The following is a 15,960-nucleotide window of genomic DNA, read 5'->3' as shown; positions in this document are numbered from 1 at the left end:
TTTCCACGCATTATCCTACGCAAAACCGCTACGCACTTTTCCTGGAAATGCTTTAGTGTGAACTGTCCGCATATTTTGCCAGCCTTGAGAATGCGAGCACCACTAACAACAACACGGGCAATGACAGGAACACAACGCTGAAACCGCTATGCTTGGCAACAAAACCAATCAGCGAAGGCGCAACCAACATACCGGAATAGCCCATGGTGGTGGCAATCGCCAGGCCAACACTTGGATTGATACCCGGCAGATTGCCGCCAATCGAGAAGGCTATTGGCACCATGTTGGAAATGCCGATACCGCAGATGGCAAAACCAAAAATCACTGCGTAAGGATGGCTCGACAGGCCGACAATCACCATGCCGATAATGGCAATCGACGTGCAGAAGCGCAGCGTGTTGATCGCGCCGAAACGGTCGCGGACTATGTCGCCTGCAAAACGCATGATCGCCATGGTCATGGAGAAAGCTGCGAAGCCAAAACCCGCGACTGTCACTGACGCCCCCATTTCATCGCGCAGATAATATGCACCCCAATCCAGTATTGCGCCCTCCGGGATCATCGAAAACAAAGCAATAATACCGACCAGCCATGGCAGCGCATTGCGTGGCAGCACCAGCTTCTGCTTCTCGCCACTTGGATGGTGGAATTTATCGGCAATGATTGAAGGCCAAGCGAAAATCAGTAATCCCGCTGCCACAACCATTGTTATCAGCGCATGAATGGTTGAGCCGACATGCGCAATCAGAAAACCGCCGGTTGCAGCGCCAATCAGTCCGCCAAGGCTCCAGAACGCATGACAGGAAGACATGATGGCTCGGCGCATGTGCTTTTCGACACCAACCGCATTGGCATTCATTGCGACATCCATCGCGCCGATCATGCCGCCAAAATAGAACATGACAATCACCGCTGTGACGATATTGGGCACAAGGGCTATGATGAGCAAAGCGGGAATAAGGCCGATTGCAAACAGCTTGACCACTGCTCCTGAACCACGATGCGCAGACAATGCTCCGGCCACCGGCATCATCGATAGAGAGCCTAGGCCGAAGACGAGGATCATCAATCCCATGCCACTGGTATCAAGCCCGAGACGCCCCGCAAATTCGGGAATTTTCGGTGCCCAACCGCCAAAAACATAACCATTCATCAGAAAGAGCAACGCCACCGCAATACGCTCTCTGGTTACGATTGGCGCACGATCATTCAGCCCATCGTCTCGTCTGACCGTCTGTTCCATCATTTCCTCATTCACGCCCTTCTCCGGCGCGTATAATCGTCATGCCCGATACCCGGTAAGGCGCAAGCACGTCTTCATTTGCATCCTGTTCAACAGCCATAACATTCACCGCCTCGATGGGTATGACATCATGTGCAGCAACTGTGCCAAGCTTGTCACTGGTGATTGCCAGAACCACCTTGCGACTTCGCCCGGCAATAACCCGCTTGAATTCCGCATCTTCGAGATAAAGCGCCGTGATACCCGTTTCTGCAGAAAAGCCGCAGACACCGAGCATACAAAGATCAGGCCGCACCAGTTCCGCATCCCGCAAAGCGCGCGCACCAACCGCCGCACTGACGCGGCGATCAATAGGACCGCCGATCATCACAACGTCGATCTTGTCTGACTGCAGAACAATAGCAGCAATGGAGGGCGTGTTGGTAACAACTGTAATTACATCACCTCGATCAGCCAGAAGACGCGCAAGCGCCAGATTGGTTGAGGAGGAATCCAGAAACACCGTCATGTTTGGCTCGATCAGAGCAGCCAGCGTGACTGCAAGAGCGGTCTTGACCTCCGGTCTTTCCGTATCGCGCTCTGCGAGCGGCGCGTAAGATGGTGCCGCCTTCAAAGCACCGCCATAGACGCGCTTGCAAAGACCTGCCGCGGCCATCTCACGGAGGTCACGGCGGATCGTGTCTTCCGAAACCCCGAATGACCCGGCAAGCTCACTCGCCAATACGCGACCAGACTTCTCAAGCAATGCTCGAATGCGCGCCTGTCTTTCGTCCAGTAATAGCTCTGTCATAACGCCATCCTGTTAACATGCATAAACATGCATAAATCGGTAAAAACGTGCATATCAGATTTTGCTATCCACGCAAGCAAAAGAAAACGCCGCACCCTTTGCAGGGCACGGCGTCAATCATTCTATGATGTGAATGCTGGATCAGTCGTTGTAAACGACAAGCAAATCCTTCGCATCGATCTGTTCGCCGGGGCGCACAAGCACTTCGGCAATCGAGCCATCGCGTTCTGCGCGCAGAGCCGTTTCCATCTTCATGGCTTCAATCGAAAGCAACACATCGCCCGCCTTCACACTCTGGCCCTGCGAGACAGCAACCGTAGACACAACACCCGGCATTGGCGCACCGACATGCTTGTCATTGCCCAGTTCCGCCTTGCGCTTCACACCACCGGACGCCCCCTTGGCACGGTTTGGCACCTTGACGCGGCGCGGTTGGCCATTGAGTTCGAAGAACACAGTGACCATGCCTTTTTCATCAGTTTCAGACATCGCCTGATTGACGATCACAAGCGTCTTACCGCGTTCGAGATCAACAAAGACTTCTTCTTCCGGCTTCAAGCCATAGAAATAAACCGGCGTTGGCAGCACGCTGGTCGGGCCGTAGTTTTCCTGCGCCGCCGCATAATCGGTGAAGACTTTCGGATACATCAGATAGGAAGCAAATTCCTGATCCGTTATTTCACGGCCAAGCGTTTCCTCAATCGACTTTCGTTCGGCAGCAAGGTCAGCCGCTGGGAGCAGAGAGCCCGGACGCACCGTGAAAGGCTTTTCGTCTTTCAGCACCTTCTTCTGCAACGATACAGGCCAGCCCGATGGCGGCTGACCGAGGTCACCACGCATCATCGACACGACCGAATCCGGGAAGGCAATGTCCTTATCCGGGTTTTCGACATCGGCAACGGTCAGGTCCTGAGACACCATCATCAGCGCCATGTCGCCCACGACCTTGGAGGACGGCGTGACCTTGACGATATCGCCAAACATGCGGTTTACATCGGCATAGGCCTGCGCCACTTCATGCCAGCGGGTTTCAAGACCCAGCGAACGCGCCTGTTCTTTCAGGTTGGTGAACTGGCCGCCCGGCATTTCGTGCAAGTAAACTTCCGAAGCCGGTCCCTTGAGGTCGCTTTCAAAGGCCGCGTACTGATTGCGCACGGCTTCCCAATAGAAAGAAATGCGGCGGATCGTTTCCGTATCAAGGCCCGGATCGCGTTCCGAACCATGTAGCGCTTCGACAATCGAGCCCAGACATGGCTGCGATGTATTGCCGGAGAAGGCATCCATGGCCGCATCAACCGCATCGACACCGGCTTCAACTGCTGCAAGCACCGTTGCTGCCGAAATGCCCGACGTATCATGGGTGTGGAAGTGGATCGGCAGATCGGTTTCTTCGCGTAGCGCCTTGAATAGCACGCGCGCTGCCGCAGGCTTCAATAGACCCGCCATATCCTTGAGAGCGATAATATGCGCGCCAGCCTTTTCAACCTGTTTGGCAAGATCGACATAATATTTAAGGTCGTATTTGGCGCGCTCCGGATTGAGAATATCGCCCGTGTAGCAGATCGCTGCTTCGCAGAGCTTGTTCTCTTCCAGAACTGCATCCATCGATACGCGCATATTCTCGACCCAGTTGAGGCTGTCGAACACGCGGAACAGGTCCATGCCACCGCGCGCTGCTTCACGCACGAAATACTTCACCACATTGTCCGGGTAGGACTTGTAGCCAACGCCGTTGGCGCCACGCAACAGCATTTGCAGCAGGATGTTCGGCGCACCTTCACGCACCAATGCCAGACGCTCCCATGGATCTTCCGTCAGGAAGCGCATCGACACGTCAAAGGTCGCCCCACCCCAGCATTCAAGCGAGAACAGGTTCGGCAGCGCCTGCGCATAGGCATTTGCCACGCGCGCAATGTCATAGGTACGGACACGCGTTGCCAACAGCGACTGATGACCATCACGCATGGTCGTATCAGTCATCAGGACACGTTTTTCATTGCGCATCCATTCGGCAAATTTTTTCGGCCCGAGCTTGTCGAGCAACTGCTTGGTGCCATCGACCACCGGACGATCCCCAAACCACGGCACAATCGGCTTTGCCGCATCCCGAGATGGTTCAGCTCGGCCCTTGGTTTCCGGATGACCATTGACGGTAACATCAGCCACATAGGTCAGAAGCTTTGTGGCACGGTCCTGACGCCTCATATGTGTGAAAAGTTCAGGCGTCGTGTCGATAAAGCGCGTCGTATAATCATTCGACTGAAATTTCGGGTGATTGATGATCGCTTCAACGAAGGTGAGGTTCGTTGCAACACCACGAATACGGAACTCGCGCAAAGCACGATCCATACGGCGGATGGCTTCAATCGGAGTCGAACCCGACGCCGTGACCTTCACCAACAGCGGATCATAATAGCGAGTGATGACCGCGCCCGAATAGGCCGTGCCGCCATCAAGACGGATTCCAAAACCTGATGCCGAGCGATAGGCCTGAATGCGTCCATAATCGGGAACGAAATTCTGTTCAGGATCTTCGGTGGTGATGCGGCACTGCAACGCATGACCGTTGAGGCGAATATCCTTCTGTTCCGGCACGCCCGATTCAGGCGTACCAATGGCATAACCTTCCAGAATATGAATCTGCGCCTTGACGATATCGATGCCCGTCACTTCTTCCGTGACCGTGTGCTCGACCTGAATGCGCGGGTTCACTTCGATGAAGTAGAATGCGCCGGTATCGGCATCCATGAGGAATTCAACCGTACCTGCACCGATATAATTTGTGGCATGGGCAATCTTCAGGCCATATGCCGCCAATTCCTGTCGCTGTGCATCAGTAAGGTAAGGTGCAGGGGCGCGCTCAACGACTTTTTGATTGCGACGCTGGATCGAACAATCACGCTCATAAAGATGCACCGCATTGCCATGCGTGTCGCCCAGGATCTGCACTTCCACGTGACGCGCACGCTCGACAAGCTTTTCGAGATAGACTTCATCCTTGCCGAAAGCGGCCTTGGCTTCGCGCTTGGCTTCCGTCACTTCGCGATCAAGATCTTCTTCGGCACGAATGGCGCGCATACCGCGACCGCCGCCACCCCATGAGGCTTTCAGCATCAGCGGATAACCGATTTTGGCTGCAAGCTTTTTTACTTCTTCAATATCGTCGGGCAACGGATCGGTTGCCGGCACAACTGGAACACCAATCTCAATCGCTAGATTACGCGCGGCAACCTTGTTACCGAGACGGCGCATGGTTTCAGGCTTTGGACCAATGAAGATGATGCCGTTCTCAGCGCAAGCATCGGCAAATTCGGGGCTTTCAGACAGCAGTCCATAGCCCGGGTGAATGGCATCGGCACCGGAAAGCTTGGCAACGCGGATGACTTCATCAATCGACAGATAGCTTTCAATTGGTCCGAGATCACGCGCAAGATGCGGCCCACGACCGACCTGATAGCTCTCATCTGCTTTAAAGCGATGCAGTGAGAGTTTATCTTCCTCTGCCCATATGGCCACCGTTTTTATGCCAAGCTCATTGGCTGCACGGAACACGCGGATAGCGATTTCGGAACGGTTGGCGACCAGAATTTTACGGATGGACAAGGCAGAACTCCCACACTGCAATGATCAATATGGCTTTGATTAGCCTGCAATGTAAGCAAGCGCAAACAAACTGTGCAACTGCGATACAAAAACAAAATGCCCGACTAAAAGCCGGGCATTTTGCTGAAAATTAAAGCACATTATGCTAATATATAAGGCATCTTGCGCAATATTACTGACTAAATTGCATATTCAGCCAACTGAACATTGTTCAAGAGCGCTTCAGCAAAGTGAGTCTGCCTCAAACCGCATTACTTCTTCTGAAAATAGTTATATTTGCCATCATCGCCCTTGCGCCATTCGAACATGACATAAGGCGAAAGACTTGGATCACCCTTAGCGTCATAAGAAACTTCGCCAAGCACGGTCTTGAAAGGACCTTTGCCTTTCAACGCGGCAGCAACTTCCTGAGGATCATTGTTTCCGGCTGCATTGGCTGCATCAACCAGCGACTGCACACCTGCATAGGCGTAGAAGGTATAGGCTTCCGGCTCAAAACCCTTGTCGCGGAACGCCTTGATCAAATCGGCATTGGCTGCATCATCGCGCGGATCCGGGCCGAAGGTGTTCAGAACACCTGCAACCGCATCGCCTGCAATCGAAGCAAGCTCGTTGGAAACGATGCCGTCACCCGAGATGAATTGTGCCTTAAGCCCCTGATCGGCCATCTGACGGATGATAAGCGCTGCTTCCGGATGCATACCGCCCCAATAGACGGCAGTAATGCCGGCAGCCTTCATCTTGGAAATGAGCGCCGAGAAATCCTTGTCGCCCTGATTAACGCCTTCATAGAGCGTCTCTTCTTTGCCGTTGGCATTGAGCGACTTCTTGGTTTCATCGGCAAGACCCTGGCCGTAAGGAGTCTTGTCATGCAGGATAGCAACCTTGCCGTCCTTATAATTGTCGGCGATGTATTTGCCAGCAACGATGCCCTGCTGGTCATCACGACGGCAGGTGCGGAAAGTGTTCCACAAATCACGCTCGGTGAAAGTCGGATTTGTAGTGCCCGGCGCAATCATCAGCACGCCGTTTTCAGCATAAATCTCTGATGTTGGGATACTGACACCGGAATTGAAATGCCCGATCACAAACTGTACGCCGTCACCGACGAACTTGTTGGCTACCGAGATACCCTGGCGTGGATCGGCAGCATCATCACCATAAACGATGGTGATTTGCTCACCATTCATGCCGCCCTTGGCATTGGCTTCCGCGACAGCCGCTTCAACACCACGCTTGATCTGTTCGCCGTAAGCTGCCTGACCACCAGTTAATGGTGCGCCAACGCCCAGAAGCACATCGGCAAAAGAGCTCCCCCCCATCGCAACCAAAGCAGAAAGGCATACGCCACAGAATAAGGACTTTTTCAATTCAACCACTCCCTAACGAATTCACCCCTCCTCGGGGAACGAATTATATGCCGCGATAAACGCCAGCCAAAGTCGTTAAACTAGTTAGATTATCTTATTTTTTAATTGTCCAGCTATTTTTAAACTAAAATCCATTCTTTTTACGCATGACTTAATCCGTTTAGAATTTCAAAAATAAAAATGCCCGGCACATGGCCGGGCATTCAATGATATAACGAAATAATACTTCGATAACGTTACTGCTGGACGTAAGTATATTTCCCGTCAGCACCCTTTTCCCACTTATACATTACGTAACCTGGGAGTTTCGGATCTCCCTTTTCGTCATAGGACAGATCGCCCAGCACAGTAGGGAATGGGCCTTTTTCCTTGAGTGCTTTTGCAATTTCCTGAGGGTCATTGCTGCCAGCGGCCTTCGCTGCACCAGCAAGCGACTGAACAGCCGCATAGGAATAAAGGGTGTATGCTTCTGGTTCAAAACCCGAATCGCGGAACTTCTTAACGAGTTCAGCATTGGCCGGATTGTTACGTGGATCTGGTCCAAACGTATTGAGCGTTCCGGCAACTGCGTCACCTGCAATCGAAGCCAATTCATTCGAAACGATACCGTCACCGGAAATGAACTGCACCTTCAGACCCTGATCGGCGAGCTGACGAATGATGAGACCGGCTTCAGCGTGCAAACCGCCCCAGTAAAGAACATCGACACCCTGCTGCTTGAGTTTGGCAATAAGGGCCGAAAAATCCTTCTCACCAACATTCACGCCTTCATAGACGGTTTCCTGAATGCCCAGTTCGTTCAGTTTCTTCTTGGTTTCATCGGCAAGGCCCTGACCATAAGGGGTCTTGTCGTGGATCACAGCAATCTTGCCATCCTTGAAATTGTCGAAGATGTACTGCCCGGCAACAATGCCCTGCTGATCGTCACGGCCACAGGTACGGAATGTGTTCCAAAGGTCACGTTCAGTGTAGACCGGGTTGGTCGCGGCGGGCGAAATTTCGAGAATGCCGTTTTCCGCGTAGACTTCGGAGGCCGGAATCGAAACGCCAGAGTTAAAGTGGCCGATCACGTATTTTACGCCATCAGCAGCAAACTTGTTTGCAACAGAAATGCCTTGCTTCGGATCCGACACGTCATCACCAAGCGTGATCGTGATCTGTTCGCCATTGATGCCACCGGCATCGTTGATTTCCTTGATCGCTGCTTCTGCACCCTTTTGAATTTGAGCGCCGTAAACAGCGTTAGGACCGGTCAATGGTGCGCCAATGCCCAAAAGCACATCGGCCCAGGCCGAGCCACTGAAAGCCATCACCGCTGCAAGAGCAACGCCTGAAAAAAGCGACTTCTTCATTTACTTGAACTCCCGATTATAGTTACCCCGAACGATGTTTTTTTGCATCGCTTATTATCTTGCTGTTTTATCAGCAATATCTACGTTGAAGCTGTATTACCCAACGTGATCTTTTAAAAAAGCTTCGCCGCAGAGCGGCGAAGCTTCAATTCTTACTTTGCTTTCCAGCTGAGAGGCGAAGCCTTCTGATAGAGCCAGCTATATTGCCGAACCATCTGCTTGGTGCGGGTAAAACGGAACCCTATCGTGCCGATGATCATGAGGACAATGACATCAACAAGATAATAGTGCAGCGAAAGCAGCGTACCGCCGAACAGTGCATAGTGAATGAACCGCACCGCCGCACCCAATGGGATGAGATACAGCAGAAGTTGCGGATAGGTCCGCCATGTCTGCGCGCAGGCGCGTCCTGTCATCCAGGCGGCCCAACCACCGAGAAGGCAAGTGATGAGGAAAAACAGCCAGAATGACGGTTCTTCGTAGAGAATTCCCTGCATGTTTTCCTCCTTAATGCCTTCCGCCTTCGAGATAGGCAGCGCGCACTTCCGGGTCAGCCAGCAGTTCGCGGCCTGCACCGCTCATTGTGATTGATCCATTGACCATGACATAACCGCGATCTGCAAGCTTCAACGCACCAAATGCATTCTGCTCAACGAGGAAAACCGTTAGCCCTTGCGTGCGATTAAGCTCCTTGATCGCTTCAAAAATCTGCTTGACGATCAAAGGTGCCAGCCCCAGCGATGGTTCGTCAAGAAGCAGAAGCTTTGGACGCGCCATCAGTGCTCGGGCAATTGCCAGCATCTGCTGTTCACCGCCCGAAAGCGTGCCACCGCGCTGCGCAATACGCTCTTTCAGGCGTGGAAACAGATCGAACATCAACGCAACATCTTCTTCAAAATATTGCTGATTATCGAGACTTGCGCCCATCTGAAGGTTTTCGAGAACCGTCATTCGCGGGAAGATGCGGCGACCTTCCGGTGACTGAGCAATACGGAGCTTGGCAATCTCGTGCGGAGGCATGGACGTAATGTCCTTGCCTCCGAAAAGAATACGGCCTGTACGCGCACGCGGCGAACCGAAGATCGTCATCATGAGCGTGGACTTACCAGCACCGTTTGCACCGATAAGCGCTACGATTTCACCTTCATTGACGGTCAGATCAATACCTTTAAGGGCACGAATATTGCCGTAATAGGTTTCGACCTTTTCTACGGCCAGAAGCGGTTGTTTTGTCTGCATGGTTTCAGCCGTCATCATTCGCTTCCCTTCTTAGGCTTAACCGGAGCTTTAGAACCTTTCGGCGCTCGGGCTGCCTTTTTGGGAGTGGTCTTATGGCTCGTTGGAACATCACCCGCTTCAACACGTGCTGAAAACTCAGTTGCCTGACCTGCGGCAAGCTGCCCGGCCTGTCCAACCCAGTCTTCACGGGCAATGCGACCGTCGAATTCCAGATAGGTTTCGGCCTGCACGATGTCGGCTTCAGTCCAGACGGCGATCTGATCAAAATGATAGATGCCGTGCTCGTTGAGTTTCCTCTCGTTGACTTCACCGATACCCTTGATGAGCGTCAGATTGTCTGGCGCACCATCCCGAGCCGCGGCCAAGCCGCCAGCAAAGCGAACGGCTTCCTCTGCCTTTTCTTCCTCAATTGCCTCTTCAGCAAGCTGAGCGGCAATAAAGTCGGCAGGATCGCCTGCACCCGGCTTGTCGGCCACTTCCACCAGTTCAGCGATTTCCTCATCATCGACGCCGAGATAGGCAGCGATAACGCGTGGGTCATTCCTGACCTCTTCCGGCGAACCGTCAGAAATCTTGGTGCCATATTCGAGCACGATAACGTGGTCGGAAATTTCCATAACCACAGACATGTCGTGTTCAATCAGCAGAATTGACGTGCCTGTTTCCTTGCGAATATCGAGCAGCAGCTTGTTCAGCTCGGCCGATTCACGCGGATTGAGACCTGCGGCCGGTTCATCAAGGCAAAGAATTTCCGGTTCGGTGCACATGGCACGTGCGATTTCCAGACGGCGCTGATCACCGTAAGGCAGATCGCCAGCCGGATCATCAGCACGATCAATCAGATTGATCTTTTCCAGCCAATATCGCGCCTTTTCGATCGCATCCTTGGCCGCCTTCCGATATGTCGGGAAGCCAAGCAGGCCCAAAATCGTATAGCCCGACGAGCGCATCAATGTATTGTGCTGCGCAACCAGCAGGTTTTCTAAAACCGTCAAACCGGAGAACAACCGGATATTCTGGAAGGTACGCGCAACCCGGGCATCCTGCGTGATCTTGAAATCGGGCAGACGTTCGAGAAGAAACTTCTCCCCCGTGGTCCTATTCATCGTCAGCATGCCACCTGTCGGCTTATAGAAGCCGGTGATGCAATTGAATACTGTGGTTTTCCCGGCACCATTTGGCCCGATGATCGCCGTGATGTCACCGCGCTTTACCTCGAAGCTCAGATCGTTGATCGCGACGAGACCGCCAAAGCGCATCGACAGATGCTCAACTGTAAGAATGGTGTCTTTCGAACCATTGCCAGCCATAATTTTTGTCTCCGCCATCAACCATGCCCTTCTTTAGTAAAGGCACCTGACACCATCTTCTTCTGATTGAGGAATGCACTTGGTTCTCGACTTCCGACAAATCCGCGCGGCTTCCAGACCATAACTACCACCATGGCAAGACCGAAGATCAGCATGCGATAGAGCTCAGGTGTAAAGTTTGGACCAAAGATGACTTTCAGGAAACTCATCTCACGGAGGATTTCAGTGCCGCCAATCATCACGATTGCCGCAATCGCGATCCCAACAAGCGATCCCATGCCACCCAAAACGACGATTGCCAGAATGACTGCGGATTCAAGGAACACGAAGGATTCCGGGCTGACGAAGCCCTGACGTGCAGCGAAGAAAGAACCCGCAAACCCACCGAACATAGCACCGGTCGCAAAAGCGGTGAGCTTGGTGGTTGTGGTATTGATACCGAGTGAGCGGCACGCGATTTCATCTTCTCTCAGCGCTTCCCAGGCACGACCGACCGGCATGCGACGCAGACGGATGGTTACAAGCGCCGTGATCAGAGCCAGAACGAGAATGACGTAATAAAGGAAGAACTTGTAATGCGCAGCCGAGAAGGTCAGGCCGTAATAAGCGGCGAAGCCGTCCTTGCTGGCATTGAACTGAAGCCCGAAGAAGGTTGCTTTTGCAATACCGGAAATACCGAATGTACCCTTGGTCAGCTCGGTCCAGTTTATCAGCACAAGCCTGATAATTTCACCAAAGGCCAACGTCACGATGGCAAGATAATCGCCGCGCAAACGCAAAACCGGGAAGCCTAGAATGATGCCCCACGTGGCAGCCAGAAGACCGGCAATCGGCAGCAAAACCCAGAACGACCAGCCAAAATAGGCCGATAGAATAGCATAGGAATAAGCACCAACGGCGTAGAACGCTACATAGCCCAGATCGAGAAGGCCAGCGAGGCCGACAACAATATTAAGACCCCAGGCCAACATCACGTAGATGAGAATCTGCACACCAAAATTATCGACCCATTTCAGCGAGCCCTGCCAACCGACAAGTGCCACGATCAGAATTGGATAGACAAAAAGAAATGCCACACCGATCTTGGAAAAATGCGCTTTGAAAAACGACTGATTTTCAACAGCACCAACAGCGCGGCTGCTTTTTTCTAGCTTTCGCGCCTCTGTCCATGGCTGCACAAAAGCTATAAAGACAAATCGTCCGACCGCTGCCAATGCTACAAAAATTGCAAGTGAGCCCCAGCGCTGAACCAGAACCAGCTCGTTGCTGATGTTCTGTTCAGTTTTGAAACCAATAATGAGGCAGAAAAGTCCCAGCGCCAAAAGGCCGGCAAGGAACCCTTCACGAAGTGCCCGGCCAAAAAGGGAATCCGGGCGTGAACCTGATTGTACGGCCATGATTACACCTTTTCGACTTCAGGACGACCAAGAATGCCGGACGGCATGAAGATCAGCACGATGGCAAGGATCGAGAATGCAGCAACATCTTTATAATCGATCGAGAAATATGCCGACCAAAGGGCCTCGATAAGACCGATGAGCAAACCGCCGACAACAGCACCCGGAAGAGAGCCAATCCCACCCAACACGGCAGCCGTGAACGCCTTAACGCCGGGAATAAACCCATCAGCAAAGGAAATCACGCCGTAGAAGGAGAGATAAAGCGTACCCGCAACAGCGGCCAGCATCGCACCCATCACAAAGGTCAGCGAAATCACGCGATCGACATTGATGCCAAGAAGAGCGGCCATCTTGCGGTCCTGCTCGCAGGCACGCTGTGCACGACCAAGCGAGGTACGATTGACGATATACCAGAAAATCGTCAGCAAGACTGCCGTCACCACGATGACCACGATCTGCTTGAGCGAAATGGTTACGTCAGTTCCGAAGATACTATACGAACCGTTCAGCAGCTGTGGCACCGGCTTGTTGCGTGGTCCCTGCGTCACCTGGACGAAATTGGACAAAGCAATCGACATACCGATGGCCGTAATCAACGGTGCAAGGCGGAACGATCCGCGCAATGGCCGATAAGCGGCACGCTCAATCGTCCAGCTCCAAAGCCCCGTGAGAAGCATTGCAACAACCATCATCAACATCAGCATGAGCGCGATTGGTAATGCGCCAATGAACGTTGTGATGATCAGAAAAACAATCAGCGCCATAAAGGCGCCGAGCATAAAGACATCGCCATGTGCAAAGTTGATCATGCCGATAATGCCGTAGACCATCGTGTAGCCGATGGCGATCAGGCCGTAAATCGATCCGAGCGCGAGCCCGTTGATCACCTGCTGGAAGAAATATTCCATCGAGAAGCCACCCATTTAACTCTGCCGGGATTTTATTGACGCATCATTATTTCGTGCGCCTTCATTTTTTTCCCGGATAATTACACCTAACGGCTGTATTAAGGATTGCAAGCCCCTTTTGTCTCAGACAAAAGGCTAATGACTTCATTCCTCCACAAACTAGTTATGTCCCCTATAATGCGCCCTGTATATGTTCTTTTCTCCTAGTTAGGGCGTTTTATTCCATACTTTTCCCGAAGCGTCACAGACAAAAAATAGGGATCAGATCCCTATTTTTGCCTGCCGTACCATTTTTAAGCAACAGTAAATCCGTGTGCGAACGGATCACGATCATCAATGAAGATGGTATTGTAGCCTGTCATGCGTGCCCAACCGGCAATTGAAGGAATGATTCCGGCTCCGCCACCCACCTCAACGGCCCGTTCTACGCGTCCATGAAACAGTGATCCAATAATCGATTCATGCACAAAATCGTCGCCCGGTTTGAGCTTTCCCTTGGCAGAAAGCTGCGCCATACGGGCGGAAGTGCCTGTTCCACAAGGCGAGCGATCAATTGCCTTATCACCGTAGAACACCGCATTGCGCGCATGCGCTTCAGGCTGTGTAGGCTTTCCGGTCCACAGAATATGCGTGAGACGATTGATGTCAGCCAGCTCAGGGTGCTGAAATTTATATTTCTGATTCAGGCGCTCTCGTAGCACCGGGCTCCACGCAATCAATTGCAGCGCGGAATAATCTTGCATGTCGGTGTAATTTTCTTGCGGCTCGACAATTGCATAGAAATTTCCACCATAAGCAACGTCAACCTTGAGCGTGCCTAAATCAGGGCATTCCACTTCCATTGCTTCGGCATAAAGGAAGGCCGGGACATTGGTCAGTCGCACGCGGTCGACATATTGGCCGTTCTGCTCATATTCGATTGCCACCAGGCCAGCCGGCGTATCGAGGTTGATCTTACCCGGAACTTTTGGCGTTATAAGCCCCTGCTCTATCGCCATGGTGACGGTGCCGATGGTGCCATGACCGCACATCGGCAGACAGCCAGATGTTTCGATGAACAGAACTGCCACATCGCAGTCATCGCGTGTCGGTGGATAAAGGATAGAGCCAGACATCATGTCATGGCCGCGCGGTTCAAACATGAGACCCGTACGAATCCAGTCATACTCGCGCAGAAAATGCGCGCGTTTTTCCATCATGTTGGAGCCGACAAGGTTTGGCCCACCACCGGCAACCAAACGCACCGGGTTGCCGCATGTATGTCCATCGACGCAGAAGAAAGAATGTCTTGCCATAGTGGTTAATTCCGAAAACGTTGGGGCTTGAATGGTTCTATATCGACTGGCGGCACAGAGCCGGTAATCAGGTCGTGAATAATCCGCGCTGTCGCCGCCGATTGAGTGAGACCGAGATGACCATGGCCGAAGCCATAGTAAATATTGCCACCCGTTGATGCGCGACCGATAACCGGCATGGAATCGGGCATCGATGGGCGATATCCCATCCACTGTCGACCGCCTTCAGTTTTTAATCCCGGCAAAAACTGTGCGGCCTTTTTCAGCATCGCTGCTGAACGGGCGTAATTGGGAGCCAGCTCCAGTCCACCAAACTCAACGGCGCCGCCAACGCGCAAACCTGTTGCCATCGGTGTTATCACAAAGCCATGTCCCGGAAACGTCAGCTGGCGCTTCACGTCGAAGCTTCCCACGGGGAGCGTGGTGTTATAGCCGCGTTCGGTATCAAGTGGAACACTATCGCCAAACCCCTTAGCCAGGTTTTTAGACCAGGCCCCAGCCATCAGAACAAGATGCGCTGCACGAATTTCCGGCCCCTTATCAAGACGAACGATTGCACCGCCATTTTCAGCTGCCGCGCTCGTGACGACAGCCTTCAGAAAGCGTGCGCCCTTCGTTTCGGCATAGGCCCAGATCGCCTGCCCGAAAAGCTTGGGATCACTCACATTCTTCCAGCCCGGAACAAATGTTCCTGCTACAAAGCGAGGATCAAGCCCCGGCTGCAAGGCTTTTAAACGTTCGCCGCGCACATGCTCATATGCGATGCCGGCCTTCGCTTTTGCATCCCATCCTGACTGGGATGCCTGAAGTTCAGTTTCACTTTCGTAAAGCTCCAGATTGCCGTCTTCCTGCAAACGATCACGCAGTCCTGCACGGTCAATCAGCGCCAGCATCTCGCTTTGGGCAAGCTGCATCATATTGCCCTGCGCAACGGTCGTCTTTTCGAGGGCAGCCGAAGAACTCGCTCGCCAAAAGCGATATAGCCACGGAATCATTTTGGGGAAATAAGAGGCACGGATCGTAAATGGGCCAAGCGGGTCCATCAACCAGCCTGGGACCTTGCGCATGACACCTTTAGAAGCCATCGGCAGAATGTCAGAAAAGGCGAGTGCTGCGGCATTGCCGGAGCTGGTTTCTTCACAAATGCCGCTTCGATCAATGACCAGAACTTCCCGGCCGGACTCGGCCAGCGATGCCGCAGTCGCCACACCAACGATCCCGCCGCCAATGATAACAATTTCATGCGAAGCGTTCGGATCAGATTTCATAAATACACGGCTCCCGACCGCTTAAGCTGTATTTGCCCAGACCCAAATTTCTGGCACAGTTTTGCGCCGATAGCACGACTCTCACTGACCGAATTTTGGAATGACATCATGTAAAAAGCCCGATATCGATGATAGTCGTTCAGTGTCTCTATTGTTAGAATTTTTGCGACAACAGATAGCTC

General features: G+C 52.7%; 12 protein-coding genes. All 12 read right to left on the bottom strand.

All coding sequences use genetic code 11. The annotated features are described in order from the left end of the window. Positions 1-52: 52 nt before the first annotated feature. A complete protein-coding gene (locus H5024_RS03120; RefSeq protein WP_247875242.1) occupies positions 53-1,153 on the bottom strand; it encodes an MFS transporter in 1,101 nt (366 codons plus the stop codon). A 97-nt stretch (positions 1,154-1,250) separates the two neighbouring features. Next, on the bottom strand, positions 1,251-2,033 hold the full coding sequence (locus H5024_RS03115; RefSeq protein ID WP_187543977.1) for a DeoR/GlpR family DNA-binding transcription regulator: 783 nt from the start codon (positions 2,031-2,033) through the stop codon (positions 1,251-1,253). A gap of 141 nt (positions 2,034-2,174) precedes the next feature. Further along, on the bottom strand, positions 2,175-5,636 hold the full coding sequence (gene pyc / locus H5024_RS03110; protein ID WP_187543976.1) for a pyruvate carboxylase: 3,462 nt from the start codon (positions 5,634-5,636) through the stop codon (positions 2,175-2,177). A gap of 251 nt (positions 5,637-5,887) precedes the next feature. Further along, positions 5,888-7,006 (bottom strand): branched-chain amino acid ABC transporter substrate-binding protein, encoded by a 1,119-nt coding sequence (locus tag H5024_RS03105; protein ID WP_187543975.1) that lies wholly within the window; start codon positions 7,004-7,006, stop codon positions 5,888-5,890. Between the two features lie 236 nt (positions 7,007-7,242). Then, positions 7,243-8,358, bottom strand: a complete 1,116-nt coding sequence (locus tag H5024_RS03100) for a branched-chain amino acid ABC transporter substrate-binding protein (protein WP_187543974.1) — start codon at positions 8,356-8,358, stop codon at positions 7,243-7,245. A gap of 152 nt (positions 8,359-8,510) precedes the next feature. After that, positions 8,511-8,855, bottom strand: coding sequence for a DUF6867 family protein (locus tag H5024_RS03095; RefSeq protein ID WP_187543973.1), 345 nt, complete (start codon positions 8,853-8,855; stop codon positions 8,511-8,513). A 10-nt stretch (positions 8,856-8,865) separates the two neighbouring features. Continuing rightward, positions 8,866-9,612 carry an ABC transporter ATP-binding protein gene (locus H5024_RS03090; RefSeq protein WP_187546560.1) on the bottom strand — a complete coding sequence of 249 codons (747 nt, stop codon included), beginning with the start codon at positions 9,610-9,612 and terminating at the stop codon, positions 8,866-8,868. Then, positions 9,612-10,907 carry an ATP-binding cassette domain-containing protein gene (locus H5024_RS03085; protein ID WP_187546562.1) on the bottom strand — a complete coding sequence of 432 codons (1,296 nt, stop codon included), beginning with the start codon at positions 10,905-10,907 and terminating at the stop codon, positions 9,612-9,614. Before H5024_RS03085 ends, H5024_RS03090 begins: the two co-directional genes overlap by 1 nt. Before the next feature lie 17 nt (positions 10,908-10,924). After that, positions 10,925-12,304, bottom strand: a complete 1,380-nt coding sequence (livM, locus tag H5024_RS03080) for a high-affinity branched-chain amino acid ABC transporter permease LivM (protein ID WP_187543972.1) — start codon at positions 12,302-12,304, stop codon at positions 10,925-10,927. 2 nt (positions 12,305-12,306) lie between these two features. Then, on the bottom strand, positions 12,307-13,215 hold the full coding sequence (locus tag H5024_RS03075) for a branched-chain amino acid ABC transporter permease LivH (RefSeq protein WP_187546558.1): 909 nt from the start codon (positions 13,213-13,215) through the stop codon (positions 12,307-12,309). Positions 13,216-13,508: 293 nt separating this feature from the next. Then, positions 13,509-14,510 (bottom strand): 4-hydroxyproline epimerase, encoded by a 1,002-nt coding sequence (locus H5024_RS03070; protein ID WP_187543971.1) that lies wholly within the window; start codon positions 14,508-14,510, stop codon positions 13,509-13,511. Between the two features lie 5 nt (positions 14,511-14,515). After that, a complete protein-coding gene (locus H5024_RS03065; protein WP_187543970.1) occupies positions 14,516-15,778 on the bottom strand; it encodes an FAD-binding oxidoreductase in 1,263 nt (420 codons plus the stop codon). Positions 15,779-15,960: the final 182 nt, after the last annotated feature.

The organism is Ochrobactrum sp. Marseille-Q0166 (genome assembly GCF_014397025.1).
Classification (GTDB): Bacteria; Pseudomonadota; Alphaproteobacteria; order Rhizobiales; family Rhizobiaceae; genus Brucella.
This window is presented reverse-complemented; position numbering and strand designations above follow the sequence as displayed.

Excerpts from the sequence above, each read along its gene's own strand:
- H5024_RS03120 (WP_247875242.1), bottom strand. The coding sequence starts at position 1,153 with ATGAATGGTTATGTTTTTGGCGGTTGGGCACCGAAAATTCCCGAATTT.
- H5024_RS03115 (WP_187543977.1), bottom strand. The coding sequence starts at position 2,033 with ATGACAGAGCTATTACTGGACGAAAGACAGGCGCGCATTCGAGCATTG.
- H5024_RS03100 (WP_187543974.1), bottom strand. The coding sequence starts at position 8,358 with ATGAAGAAGTCGCTTTTTTCAGGCGTTGCTCTTGCAGCGGTGATGGCT.
- H5024_RS03095 (WP_187543973.1), bottom strand. The coding sequence starts at position 8,855 with ATGCAGGGAATTCTCTACGAAGAACCGTCATTCTGGCTGTTTTTCCTC.
- H5024_RS03090 (WP_187546560.1), bottom strand. The coding sequence starts at position 9,612 with ATGACGGCTGAAACCATGCAGACAAAACAACCGCTTCTGGCCGTAGAA.
- H5024_RS03085 (WP_187546562.1), bottom strand. The coding sequence starts at position 10,907 with ATGGCTGGCAATGGTTCGAAAGACACCATTCTTACAGTTGAGCATCTG.
- livM (WP_187543972.1), bottom strand. The coding sequence starts at position 12,304 with ATGGCCGTACAATCAGGTTCACGCCCGGATTCCCTTTTTGGCCGGGCA.
- H5024_RS03075 (WP_187546558.1), bottom strand. The coding sequence starts at position 13,215 with ATGGAATATTTCTTCCAGCAGGTGATCAACGGGCTCGCGCTCGGATCG.
- H5024_RS03070 (WP_187543971.1), bottom strand. The coding sequence starts at position 14,510 with ATGGCAAGACATTCTTTCTTCTGCGTCGATGGACATACATGCGGCAAC.
- H5024_RS03065 (WP_187543970.1), bottom strand. The coding sequence starts at position 15,778 with ATGAAATCTGATCCGAACGCTTCGCATGAAATTGTTATCATTGGCGGC.